The organism is Bradyrhizobium sp. HKCCYLRH3097 (assembly GCF_051167875.1).
Classification (GTDB): domain Bacteria; phylum Pseudomonadota; class Alphaproteobacteria; order Rhizobiales; family Xanthobacteraceae; genus Bradyrhizobium.
In genome coordinates this window covers 41,175-53,738 of sequence record NZ_JBNPTX010000004.1, presented here as the reverse complement: position 1 = coordinate 53,738, position 12,564 = coordinate 41,175, and the positions used below count along the sequence as shown (strand labels likewise).

Annotated in this window: 7 protein-coding genes; 3 read left to right on the top strand and 4 right to left on the bottom strand. The window is 66.1% G+C overall.

Features of this window, described 5'->3' with window-relative positions; translation table 11 throughout:
- The first annotated feature begins 165 nt into the window (after positions 1–165).
- Positions 166–723: a MarR family winged helix-turn-helix transcriptional regulator gene (locus tag ACQR0U_RS11805; RefSeq protein ID WP_316195140.1), complete on the top strand. Its 558-nt coding sequence runs from the start codon at positions 166–168 to the stop codon at positions 721–723.
- A 135-nt stretch (positions 724–858) separates the two neighbouring features.
- On the opposite strand, the gene ACQR0U_RS11800 is transcribed toward ACQR0U_RS11805, so the two are convergent.
- Positions 859–3,312 (bottom strand): adenylate/guanylate cyclase domain-containing protein, encoded by a 2,454-nt coding sequence (locus ACQR0U_RS11800; RefSeq protein ID WP_434843334.1) that lies wholly within the window; start codon positions 3,310–3,312, stop codon positions 859–861.
- 255 nt (positions 3,313–3,567) lie between these two features.
- Positions 3,568–5,649, bottom strand: coding sequence for an AsmA family protein (locus ACQR0U_RS11795; protein ID WP_434872161.1), 2,082 nt, complete (start codon positions 5,647–5,649; stop codon positions 3,568–3,570).
- 212 nt (positions 5,650–5,861) lie between these two features.
- Here ACQR0U_RS11795 and ACQR0U_RS11790 point away from each other — a divergent pair, with 212 nt between their 5' ends.
- Together ACQR0U_RS11790 and ACQR0U_RS11785 are read left to right on the top strand one after the other, a co-directional pair.
- Positions 5,862–6,536 carry a Crp/Fnr family transcriptional regulator gene (locus tag ACQR0U_RS11790; protein WP_315717001.1) on the top strand — a complete coding sequence of 225 codons (675 nt, stop codon included), beginning with the start codon at positions 5,862–5,864 and terminating at the stop codon, positions 6,534–6,536.
- Positions 6,537–6,802: 266 nt separating this feature from the next.
- Positions 6,803–8,437: a glycosyltransferase family 39 protein gene (locus ACQR0U_RS11785; RefSeq protein ID WP_434872160.1), complete on the top strand. Its 1,635-nt coding sequence runs from the start codon at positions 6,803–6,805 to the stop codon at positions 8,435–8,437.
- Between the two features lie 24 nt (positions 8,438–8,461).
- Here the strand turns inward: ACQR0U_RS11785 and ACQR0U_RS11780 are convergent, their stop codons facing one another.
- Together ACQR0U_RS11780 and ACQR0U_RS11775 are read right to left on the bottom strand one after the other, a co-directional pair.
- Complete coding sequence (locus ACQR0U_RS11780) at positions 8,462–11,611, bottom strand: efflux RND transporter permease subunit (protein WP_316173298.1); 3,150 nt, start codon at positions 11,609–11,611, stop codon at positions 8,462–8,464.
- Positions 11,611–12,537: an efflux RND transporter periplasmic adaptor subunit gene (locus ACQR0U_RS11775; RefSeq protein ID WP_434843337.1), complete on the bottom strand. Its 927-nt coding sequence runs from the start codon at positions 12,535–12,537 to the stop codon at positions 11,611–11,613. The genes ACQR0U_RS11780 and ACQR0U_RS11775 overlap by 1 nt, the downstream gene beginning before the upstream one ends.
- Positions 12,538–12,564 lie beyond the last annotated feature (27 nt).

Sequence of the window (12,564 nt, the reverse complement as noted above, 5' to 3'; positions counted from 1 at the left end):
GGCTTGCTCGCCTTGTGGTTTTCTTGGACTTTCGAAGCGACGACTTTCCAAGCGACCGACATTTCCTCGGGCGAGGCATCTGGCCGTCTTGCCAGATAGTCTCACCTGCAACTATTCTAAAGCCGACGGCTTCGGCCGCGTCAACTCAAAAATCGGAGCGCGATCTTGGCGAAGCCATCTACCGCGACGTCCAGGCGGCAGGCGAAGCCGGTCGAGGATGACCGAAATGCCGCAGTGCCGCAGGACGACGAGCGGCTCGACCTGTTCAAGTTCGCGCCATTCCGGCTCAACCGTCTGGCCGCCGAGGTCAGCGCGGCGCTCGCCGTCGAGTATCGGGAGCGCTACGGGCTCGACATTCCGGAATGGCGCGTGCTGGCGACGCTCGGCTTCCGCCGCGAGGCCTGCAGCGCGCAATATGTCGCAGCGTGCACCCGCACGCACAAATCGACCATCAGCCGGGCCGTGACGTCGTTGCTGGAGCGGCGGCTGATCGAGCGCGTCGAGAACGCCGAGGACCGCCGCGAGTTCCGTCTGCGCCTGACACGTAAGGGCAAGACGCTGTACGAGGAGCTGATCCCGCGTTTGCAGCAGCGCGAGCGCGAGATCATGGCATGCCTGTCCGCCGACGAGCGCAAGACGTTCGACCGCCTGATCGGCAAGATCGAGGCGAGCCTCGATCTGATCCAGACCAGCGAGGAGGCCGATGCGAAGCAGGCCTATTGAGCCGAGCTTCGTCGGGTGGGCAAAGTGCCGAAGGGGACCGGTGCCCACCATCCTTCGTCAAACGACAGCGATGGGCACGGGGGCGCGCGAGACTGCCGTCGACGACGAGCAAGGTGCCGCGCGCCTTTGCCCGCCCTACTTGTTGATCGCCGACGATCGCCGCCGCTCCTCGACTTCGACCACGTCGGCGCCCTCCCCCCGCCAGCGCAGGATCTCCATCGCCAGCACCGGGTGATTGAAGCCCTTGAGATGCAGGTCGTCGATCGGCCTGGCATCGACCGACTGTTCGACGACGCCGAACACCCGGCGCGACACGATCACTTGGCCTGCCTTGGCCTCGTCGCACAGCCGCGAGGCGAGATTGGTGACGCTGCCGATCGCGGCGTATTCGAGCCGGTGCTCGAAGCCGACCTGGCCGAGCGTCGCATATCCCAGTGCGATGCCGACGCCGAACCCCAGGCTGTGGCCGCGATTTTTCCAACGCTCCGTCAATTGGCCGATCTCGTCGCGCATTTCGAGCGCCATCTTCACCGCGCGCGTCGTGTGGTCCTCGAACGGGATCGGCGCATTGAACAGGATCATCACGCCGTCGCCGGCATAGCGATCGAGCGTGCCCTCATATTTGAAGATGAGCTTGCCGAGCGCGGCGTGATATTCGCGCAGCACGTTCATCGCCTCTTCGGGCTCGGTCGTCTCGGTAAACGCTGTGAAGCCGCGCAGATCGCAGAACACCACCGTGACCTCGCGGCGGTGGCTTTCCAGCAGCGCATCATGGCCGTCCGACGACGCGATGATCTGCGCCACCTGCGGCGCCAGGAAGCGCTCCAGCCGCCTGATCCGCTCGATCTCCGCCAGTTGCTTCTCGACGCGCTCCTCGAGCGACTTGTTCCATTCGCGCAGCTGCTCGGTCTGCTCAGTGAGCTTTTCGGCCTGCTGCCGCACCGTCGCGTGGGTCAGCGCCAGCTCGCGGCCCTTCTGATCGACCTCGGTGAACAGTCGTGCGTTGCGCATCGCCAGCACGGCCTGGTTGGCGAACGTTCGCATCAGTCCGATCAGGTTCGGCGGGAACGTACCGGCCGACCGACGGAGCACCACGAGCGCGCCGAGCACGCCCTGCTGATCGACCAGCGGCGTGAACAGCACGGCGTGAAAGCCGGCGGCAACCGCGACGTCGCGCAGCGGGTGATCGGGCGCGTTTTCGAGCTCGGCGATCGCGATCGGCTCGCCGCTGCGCACGGAGTCGGAGAGCAGGCTCGTCCGCTCGTCCAGCACATTGTGCGGGCCGTCCCGGTCGACGCCCTTGGCCTCCACCAGCCTGAAGCGGCGTTCGGCGGCCTCATAGGAATAGATCAGCACGGCGTCGGTCTTGGTGATCTCCAGCGCCCGGGCCGCCACCGTCGGCAGCACCGCATTGAGATCGAGCGAGGAGGCCACCGCGCGGCCAACCTCCTCGAGCACCTTCAGCTCATTGATCGACTGGGCCAGATCCCGCGTGCGTTCCTCGACCTTGGCTTCCAGCACGGCATAGGACTGCGCGAGCTGGCCGGCCATGCTGTTGAACTGATCGGCGAGCTCCTCCAGTTCGTCATGCGTCCTCACCTCGATGCGCTGGGCGAAATCGCCGGCGCCGAGCTTGCGCGCGCCGGCGCGCAACGCGGTGATCGGGACGAGCATGCGTCGCGCCAGCACCGAGCCCGCGAGGATCGCAACCGCAAGGCCGAGCGCGATCAACAGCGCACCGCGCAACAGCTGATCGCGGATCGGCGCCAGCGCGTGAGCCGTGGACTGCTCGAAGAACACGGCCCAGCCGAGCTTGGGCAGCGTCGCGGCCGCCGAGAGCACCGCGTGCCCCTCGCCGTCGGTGCCGGAGGCCAGCGGCTCGCCATCCGGCGTGAGCACCGCCGCGACCTGCGGCAGCTTGGAGAGGTCCTGACCGACCGCCGGTCCCCTCGCCGAGCTCGCCAACACCTGGCCCCGCGGATCGACCACGTAGGCGGTGCCGACCTTGCCGATCTGCGCCTCGGTCATGAAGTCTTCGAGAAAGTCGAGGTCGATGTCGGCCACAGTCACCCCGGCATTGAAGCCGGAATGCGCGACCGAGATCGACATCATCGGCTGCGCGCCCTTGAAGGTCACGGCGGAGAAATTGCTTCCGTGTGTGACGGTGTCGGTGAAGCGCAGATCGCGTGACAAGTCGTTGCCCGAGGCAAACGAGATCGAGGTGCGCGACACGCGGAGCTGTTCCCGGCCCTGGCCGTCGAGCTGATACAGCTGCCGCACAGCCGGCGCCTGACTCAGCAGTTGTACATAGTCGGCGCGGCGGAGCTCCAGCGTATTGGCGCTCGCCCGCGTCACCCAGCTGATCTGTCGCTGCAGATCCGAGAGCGCCTGATCGATCCGCCGGGCGCTGGCGTCGGCCTTTTCGGCCATGGCGGCGGTCAGGCTCGCCTTGGTGGACTGATAGCTGATCCAGGTTTCGGTCGCGCCATTCACGGCCAGGACGAACACGACGAGCCCGACCAGCGACACGACGTATTTGGCGAACAGGCCCTGCCGCAACGACCAGCCTCTGTTCTCGACCTCGTTCATCCGGACCCCTCACGCGCGTCATCACCGAGGTCAGCCTCGGACAAGCCCGCTGCCGTCCTCGCGGCAGCAACACTTTGGAGGCAGGACCGCTCGGGTGCGAGACGCTCCGTCGCCGGCACCCGTTTAGCACAGAATGGCATGCACAGCGGCGCCCATGCCGGCGCCCCGCGCCAACTCGTTATTGCTCGGCTGGCCCTGAATCGCATGCACCGATCGAGGAGATCCTCCGCGAGCCCGGTCGATCGCGGCTATATATTACCTATTGAAGATGCGCTTCAGAACGTCGTTCATCGGCTGGCTGTCCTGCACACCGTCCTGCAAGGGCTCGGCGGGAGCTGCCTCTGCCGCGCCCTGGCCGGCGGCGCCCGGAGGCCGAGAAACGGCGCCGTCCTGGGGCGCAACCAGCGTACGGCCGCGGCTCTTGGCTGGCGGCTGCGCGGCCTGCAGTCCTTGCTGAATCAGATTGCCGATCGCCGATCCGAGATCGCCGCCGAGCAGGTCGGATTGGCCGGCCGCCGGGGCCTGCGCATTCGGGGCTGCCGTTGACGGCGCGCCGTTCGGACCAGCAGCACCGGTGGGCGCAGAATTTCCGATGAGGCCGCCGATGCCGTTGATCAAATTGTTCAGCCCGACCCCGTCCTTGCCGAACAGGCCCTGGCCCATCTGCTTGAGCCTGGCGTAGGCAGCATCCGGATTGTCGAGGATGCCGGCCATGTCGGGGTAGAAGCGCGGCTGACTCCAGGGGCCGTCGATGACGACGGGAATCCCGAGGCCTATCGGCTCCGAGGTGCGGCCCTGCCCCTCGGTCGTCATCACGAGCTTCGGCTCGACCCGCATCGCCAGCGCCCGATTCCCCAGATCGATCGTCCCCGTACCGGTGACTTTGACCAGCGGTCCGACCAGGTTGAGGTCACTGGTGGCGGCCTGTCCCCGCTCGACCTGAAACGAGGCCGAGAGCTGTGTGAGATCGGTCGTCAGTTCCTTCGAATCCTGCCATCCCGACAGCGGATTGGACGTCAGTGAGCGGATCATCTGCGCAACGTTGATGCCGCGGATCGCGCCGTCCTGGAACAGCAGGAACGCCGAGCCGCTCAGGTTGCTCATGAGAGCCTGCTGGCTGGCGCCGCTGGAGCGCAAGGCCAGCTTGCCCTGCATCCGCGCATCGAGCTTGTCGAATCCGGCGACGCTCGAGAGCAGCGGCAGCGCCCGGATGCCGACGAGATCACAGTGCATCGCATAGGCCGGATTGCCCGTGGAGGCGTCGATCACGACCTCGCCACTGGCCTGCCCCTCATAGGCGCCGAGATTGGCGACGGTCGCCTTCAGCAGGCCGCCGGCCAGCGAGGCTTCGAGATCGAGCGGCCCGAGGCGAGTCCCGGAGAGAACGACATCCGTCGCCGACAGCTTCACGCGCGCGTCGACGTAGTTCAGACCCCGCAAGTCGATTGCCGCCGTGCTCCATCCCGACGCGCCGGCAGAGCCCTGCGCGGCAGGCGCTCCCAAGTCGAGCCGGCGAACGTCGAGATCGACCTTCACCAGCGGCTTGCTCGCCAGATCGACCGAGGCCCAGCCGTTGAAATCGCCGTCGCCAAGCGTGCCGCTGAGGCCGTTGATCATCACCACCGGGCCATTCAGCCGAACGTCGGCGCGGCCGGCAAGACTCCCGCGGAATGCAGAAGCCATGTCGATCTTGAGATCGACCGGCAGCGTCTGGCGCTCAATAGGCAGCGCGGGCGCGGCCGCTGTGAGGTCGAAGGTCACCGGACGGTCGCCGGCCCGGGCCGTACCCGTGATCTTGACCTTGCCATCGGACAGAGACGCCGTCGCGCCGATGCCCTCGAGCCGATTCTCGACGCGGTCGCGCGGGTTGGAGAGGACGACGGCGCCGTCCCTGACGGTGACCCGTTCGATCCGGGCCGCAAGCGCCGCTTCCGGCTTCGCCGAGGCACGGCTGCGCGGCGCATTGTCCCGCAGCCGTTCGCGCAGCAACGGCAGATAAAGTGTGGGCTTGTCGATGATGATCTCGCCGATGTCGGGCCGGCCGGACCACAGGCTCGACAGCGCCACGTCGGCCTGCAGCTTGCCGATCGTCAGCCGATTGTTGCCGTCACGCTCCTTCGGATCCTGCAGGGTGATGTCCGTCAGGGTCGCATGCAGCGACGGCCACAGGCTGACGCTCGCCGAGCCGGCGATGCTCAGGCGATAGCCGGTGTCACGCTCGACGCGGTCCTGGATGGCCACCGTGAGGAAGCTCGCCGGAAGTCCAAAAGCCAGCGCCAGAGCCAGCACGACGATGACGGCGCCAATCAAACCGCCTGCGATCTTCAATGCCTTCATGTCGATGTCCCAAGCGCGAGGCGCGAGCGGTCTCCACGGGTTAGCGTGCGGCAATGCCGACCCGGTTCAATCCGAAATTTTCTCGGAACGAAGACCGCTCCCAGCGCGACCAAAATAGTCGGAAGCCCGTGCGTCATTATGTGACTTATGACACACTTCCGCCCGGGGGGTTTCTGTAACTGAGGCTTTGAACCGTTGCCGAAGGTATAGTGATGAGCAAGCAGGCCGAATTTGCGGTCATTCTGAAGATGAACCCGATGTTCGCCGACCTCGGCGCGGACGAGCTGCAGCGAATCTCGAGCCTCTGCCACACCCAGCATCTGTCGTCGGGCGAGGTGCTGTTCCAGAAGGGCGACCCCGGCAATGCCCTGTTTGGGGTGCGGCGCGGCCAGATTCGCATCGAGACCGGTGCCACCGACGGCAGCCGGCTGACGCTCAACTTCATGGGGCCCGGCGATCTGTTCGGCGAGGTCGCCGTGCTCGACGGGCAGGAGCGCACGGCCGACGCCACCGCCGGTGAAGCGACCGAGCTGTTCGTGCTTCGCCGCGAGGATTTCCTCAGCTTCCTGGAACGCGAGCCCAAGGTGGCGATCAGGATCATTCAGCTGCTGTGCCAGCGCATCCGCTGGCAGAGCGAGCGAATGGAGGAATCGGTGCTGCAGCCGCTGCCGGTCCGGCTGGCACGCCGGCTGTGCGCCTTGGCGGAGGATTTCGGCTCCGAGGTTCATATCTCGCAGGAACAGCTTGGCGTCTTCGTCGGCGCGGCGCGTGAAAGCGTGAACCGCCAGTTGCAGGCCTGGCGCAAGGACAAGATCCTGGATCTGCAACGCGGCCGCATCCTTCTGCATGACCTGACCAAGCTGAACACGATCGCACGCAACGACTAATTGGCCGAGCGCGCAGCGTGCTCACCGCAAATTTGTCGATTGCGGGTCCGGTCCATGGCGGGAACCGCCCGCCATGCATCGTTTCGTATCAGCATCGGCCAAACATGATCGCAATTGGGCCACCACGCCTCACAATTTGCGACATGAACTCTTTTTAACAATTCTAACAGGGTTCAATCCGGCAGCGGAGAGTTCCATTTGCTCGCGCGCGGCGGCGCGCGGGGTGGAGCTTTGCGCGCCAGGCAAGCGTGGTTGGAAGTGACGTCATGAGTCTTGCGTTGCCGGCAATCGCCATCGAGGCCAGTGGTTCTGTTGGCCGTTGGCGCAGAGCTCTCGCGGTCTGGATCGACGCCGTGGAGGACGGCTGGGCCGTTCCGGCCTTGATCGTCGGGTTCGTCGCGGTCTGGATGGTGTATTTCTCGATCGCCTATCTCGGGGGCGATCTCCACCAGGACGTGATCGAGACCTGGTCGCTTGGACGCAGCTTCGACTGGGGTTCGACCAAGCATCCGCCGCTGATGGGCTGGGCGGCGTGGGCCTGGACCACCGTGTTTCCGCTGACCAACTGGTCGTTCAACCTGCTGGCGCTGACCAACGCAGCCGTCGGCCTCTTCGCCGTCGACCTCATCACCCGGCGTTTCGCGCGCGGTGACAAGCGGCTGGTCGTGCTGCTGTTGCTCATGCTGCTGCCGGTCTATCAACTGCATGCGCAGCGCTTCAACGCCAACGCCGTGCTGCTGTCGAGCTGGCCGCTGGCGACCTGGTGTTTCCTGCGCTCGCTCGAGACGCGTCACGTCGGCTGGGCCATCGCGGTCGGCCTGACCGGGGCGCTCGCGATGCTCGGCAAGTACTACTCGGTCTTCCTGATCGCGAGCTTTGCGGTCGCAGCGTTGTGCCACGGCGAGCGTCGGGCCTATTTCACCTCGCCCGCGCCGTGGATCGCGGCGCTGTCCGGCCTGGTCGCGCTGGCGCCTCATATCTATTGGCTGGCCACGACCGGCGCCCAGCCGTTCTCGCATGCAATCGAGCATCACGTCGGCAAGACCGCCGTGGCCGCCCTGGTCGAGGGCAGCGGCTTCCTGTTGGCGATGGCCGGCATCGCCGGTATCCCCGGCCTCATATGGCTCGCCATGACGCGGCCTCGCCCCACCCGCGTGCTGAACGATGCGCTCAGCCTCGACTCCGGACTCCGGCTGCTGGCGATGATCAGCATCGGGACCGTGGTGTTCCCCGCACTGGCCTCGATCGTGTTCGGCACCGACATGCCGCCGCTGTGGGGCCTGCAGGGCGTCTTCCTGTTCGTCATCGTGATCGTGTGTGGCGCGAGCTATCACGCCCCCCGCGACATCACGATCAATCTCGCCGCTGCGACGATCGCAATCGCCGCATTCGCGGCCACGGTCGTAGCGCCCTTCCATGCAGTGTACCGGAACTACGTTCCGTTGAACGAGGGTCGCAACTTCTATGAGCCGGCCGTGACCGAGCTGGACCGCCTGTGGCAGACGGCATCGAACGGCGTCCTTCCCGCCGTCGGCGGCGATGACGGCCTGGCCTTTGCCGCAGCGTTCTACAGTCCCGACCATCCGCACTATGAAATGGCGCTGGTGCACCCGCATGAGCTGCAACCTCCGTCCGAAGCGCTGACTGCGCAGGGCTGGGCGGCGCTGTGCTACGACACCGACATCTCCTGCATCTCCGGCATGCAAGCCGCGGCGGCGCAGGCGCGGCGTTCGGTGCGGGCCGATTTCACGCTCCGGACCAAGCTGTTCGGCCTGGAAGGCGCCAGCCAGGGCTTCGTTGCCCTGATCGTGCCGCCTGAGACCGCCGCGCCAGTCGACGGCGCCCCGAGCGGGGGTCTCGATCTCAGCGCACGCCGCCGCATGCCCTCGACCGCGAACTGAAACAGCTCGTTCTGGTACGTCATCTCATTCCGCTGCCGGCGACATCGCCGGCGGCGGCTTTGGCTGATGCGCCGGCTCCGACCCATGGCCGGACTGCGCCTCGTCGGCGGCATCGCCGGAAGAGACGATCAGCTTGCGGCCAAGGCGGGCGAACAACGCGCCGACATCGTCCATCACCAGGAACATCGCCGGCACGAACAACAGCGACAGCACGGTCGAGAACACCAGGCCGCCGATCACGGCGAGCGCCATCGGCGAGCGGAACTCGCCGCCGGCACCGACCGCGAGCGCGCTCGGCATCATGCCGGCGACCATCGCGATCGTGGTCATCACGATCGGACGGGCCCGCTTCATGCCGGCATCGATGATCGCCTCATCACGCCTGACGCCGGCATGAATCGCCTCGACCGCGAATTCCACCAGCATGATCGCGTTCTTGGTGACGATGCCCATCAGCATCATCATGCCGATATAGACCGGGATGGTGAGCTGCTTGCCCGTCAGCATCAGCGCGGCGATCGCGCCGCCGATCGACAGCGGCAGCGAGAACAGGATCGTGATCGGCTGCAGGAAGGTGCCGAACAGCAGCACCAGCACGGCGTAGACGATCATCAGGCCCGCCGTGATCGCCGTGATGAAGCCCGACGCCAGCTCGTTCAGGCTCTCGGCATCATCGGACGGGATCAGCTTGACGCTGGCCGGCATGCTCTTTCTGACCGGCAGCTCGTCGATCTGCTTGGTTGCATCGCCGAGCGCCGCAAGTCCGACGAGGTCGGCGGCGACGGTTGCCTGCCGCCCGCGATCGTAGCGGCTGATGCTGGTCGGGCCCTGGTCGAGCTTGATGTCGGCGACGACGGCCAGCGGCACGCCGCCCTTTTCGCCGTACTGCCCGAGCGGCACCCGCAACTGTTCGAGGATCTTCACGTCGCTGCGCGCCGCGTCCTCGAGCTGCACCCGGATCGGGACCAGCCGGCCGCCGGCGTCATACTTCGCCAGCGCAGGTCCAACATCTCCGATCGTGGCGACGCGGATCGTCTGCGACAGGCTTTCGGTCGACACGCCCAGACGTGCCGCCAGATCCGCGCGCGGCTGCACCCGCAACTCCGGCCGGTCGAGCGAAGTGTCCGACACCACGTTGGAGATAATCGGAATCCGCTTCATCTGCGAGGCGAGCTCGCTCGCAACGTTGTCGACCAGCTTGGGATCCGAGCCCGTCAGCACCAGCTTGATCGGGCGCAGACCATTTTCGTCGGTGAACCAGAAACGGATGTCCGGAATGGTTTCGAGATCCTTGGTGATCTCGAGCTCGAGCTCTTTCTGGGTAATCTTGCGCTCGGTCTTCGGCGTGTAGTTGACGATCATTCCGGCGCGACGAACCTCCATCGCGCCCTGAAGCCGGCCGCCGTCGACGAACACGCTGCGGACCTCGGGCCGCTTGCGCAGGCGCGCGACGATGTCCTCGGTGACCTTCTCGGTGTAGGCGAGCTGCGCGCCTGGCGGCAGCTCGATCGCGAGCAGCGATCGCGCCGCGTCCTGCGCCGGCAAGAACCCTTGCGACAGCAGCGTCGTGCTCCAGATCGAGGCAGCGAAGATCCCGATGCCGAGCAGCACCGTGACAAAGTAGTGCTTTACCGACCACGTCACGATGCGCTGATAGGCACGCAGGATGAACCCCGGCGGCGGATCGTCGTGCTTGTGGTCCTTGAGGAAGTAGGCCGCCAGCATCGGCGTGACGAAGCGCGCCGCCAGCAGCGAGAAGAACACCTGCACCGAGACGGTGATGCCGAACTGCTTGAAGAACTGTCCGGCGATGCCGGACATGAAGCTCGCCGGCGCAAAGATCGCGATGATGGTGAGGCTGATCGCGATGACCGCGAGCCCGATCTCGTCGGCGGCATCGAGCGCCGCGCGATAGGGCGACTTCCCCATCCGCATGTGGCGCACGATGTTCTCGATCTCGACGATGGCGTCGTCGACGAGAATACCGGTCGACAACGTGATCGCCAGGAACGACACCATGTTCAGCGAGAAGCCGAGAATATCCATCGCCCAGAAGGCCGGAAAGATCGACAGCGGCAGCGAGATCGCCGCGATCACCGTGGCCCTGAAGTCGCGCAGGAACAAGAGCACGATGATGACGGCCAAGATCGCGCCCTCGAACAGGGTCGAGATCGCCGCTTCGTAATTGCCCTTGGTGAAATCGACCGACGTATCGATCAGCTTCAGCTCGACATCGGGATGGGCGGCCCTGACCTGGTCGATGCGCTTCTGGACCGCGGCGGCGACGACCACGTCGCTGGCGCCCTTGGCGCGCTTGATGCCGAGCGCGACCACCGGCTCGCCGTTGAAGCGCGCAAAGGTGCGCCGATCGGCAATCGTGTCGGTGACCGTCCCGAGATCGGCGAGCCGGACCTCGCCGCCGCCGAACAAGGGAATCATCGTGTTGGACAGCTCGTTCAGCGTCTTGGCGCCGGCAAGCGTGCGGATCGCCTGGTCGTTCTTGCCGATCTCGGCGCGGCCGCCGGCGACGTCCACATTGGTGCCGCGCAGACTCTGGCTGACATTGACGGCGGTGAGACCCATGGCCTGCAGCCGGTCGGGATCGAGCGAGACCAGAATCTCGCGCTCGACGCCGCCGATGCGCTCGACCTGGCTGACGCCGCGCACGCCCTGCAGCTCGCGCTTGACGACGTCGTCGACGAAGAACGACAGCTGCTCCGGGGTCTTGCCCGGTGAGATCGCCGCATAGGTGACGATCGGCAGGCCGATCTTGTCGACGCGCGAGATCAGCGGCTCGGTGACGTTCTGCGGCAGGTCGGAACGAACCCGGGTGACGGCGTCCTTGACGTCGTTGATGGCGCGATCGGTGTTGGTCTCGAGCGCGAACGTAATCGTCGTCACCGACAGGCCGTCGGTGATCAGCGACTGGATGTGGCGCGCGCCCTCGACGCCGGAGACGCCGTCCTCGATGATCTTGGTGACCTGGGATTCAAGCTCCGACGGCGCCGCGCCGAACTGCGCCACCGCGACCGAGATCACCGGAATGTCGGCGTTCGGCAGCCGGGTGACCGCGAGCTTGGTGAAGCTCATCCAGCCCAGGATCAGCAGGATGATGGAGAAGAGGATCGACGGCAGCGGGTTCCTGATCGACCATGCCGAAATGTTCAGTGCCATCAGCGTACCCGCGTGCGATCGATGTCTTCGGCAAACATGGTCTTGATCTGGTCGCCATCGTGCAGCGAGCTGCCGGCGTCGGCCACCACGATTTCTCCCTCTGTCAGCCCGTCGAGGATCTCGCTCGCCGTATCCGACACCAGGCCGACCCGCACCCGGCGGGTCTCGATCGTGTTGCCCTTCACGACCTGGATGGTGAGATGATCGATCGCCGTATTGGGCACGGCGACGCCGCAGCTCCGCCGGGCATCGATATTAGCGCGCGCGAACATGCCGGGCTTGAGCGACGGATTGCTGGTCAGCGCGATGCGCACATGGCCCAGCTGGGTGGTCCGGTCGACCTGCGGCGCCACCACGCGCAGGCGGCCGACAATGTCGGGTAGGTTGTCGCGAGTGATGCGCACCGGCGCGCCCGTGCCGAGCTTCAGGAGATGAACGCTCGGAACTTCGGCGTCGAGCTCCAGCTCGTTGTTCACGGCGATGCGGAACATCGGACCGGCCTGCGGCGAGGCCGGCGCACCGGCGATCGTGCGGACCTCGGTGACGAGTCCTGCGGCCGGCGCACGCAGCGACACCGGCCGGTTCGCGGCCGCCGCCGGCGCTCCCGGCTGCGGCGGTGACGGCGTCAGGCGCGCCAGCTCCTGGTTCTCGGTAACGGTTTCGCCCTCCTTGACCAGAACGTCGATGACCCGCGAGCCTTCCTGATCGGCGCCGACCACCGCCTCGCGGCGGGCCACGACGAAGCCGGTGACGCGCACGAGATCTGAGAAGCAGGCCTTCACCGCCTTGGTCACCAGCACCTGGGCCTGCATCGGCGGCTCCTCGGCGGTGTGATGGGGACGATGCTCATACCAGTAATAGCCGGCGAACAGGGCCACGAAGACGACCGCACTGGCCGCGGACTTGAGGGATTTTGGCAGCTTCATCGGCAGGGTGATCCGGTCGGCGCGAGA

Bases quoted from the DNA above. Each gene is read 5' to 3' on its own strand.
- ACQR0U_RS11800 (WP_434843334.1), bottom strand. From the start codon at position 3,312: ATGAACGAGGTCGAGAACAGAGGCTGGTCGTTGCGGCAGGGCCTGTTC.
- ACQR0U_RS11795 (WP_434872161.1), bottom strand. From the start codon at position 5,649: ATGAAGGCATTGAAGATCGCAGGCGGTTTGATTGGCGCCGTCATCGTC.
- ACQR0U_RS11790 (WP_315717001.1), top strand. From the start codon at position 5,862: ATGAGCAAGCAGGCCGAATTTGCGGTCATTCTGAAGATGAACCCGATG.
- ACQR0U_RS11785 (WP_434872160.1), top strand. From the start codon at position 6,803: ATGAGTCTTGCGTTGCCGGCAATCGCCATCGAGGCCAGTGGTTCTGTT.
- ACQR0U_RS11780 (WP_316173298.1), bottom strand. From the start codon at position 11,611: ATGGCACTGAACATTTCGGCATGGTCGATCAGGAACCCGCTGCCGTCG.
- ACQR0U_RS11775 (WP_434843337.1), bottom strand. From the start codon at position 12,537: ATGAAGCTGCCAAAATCCCTCAAGTCCGCGGCCAGTGCGGTCGTCTTC.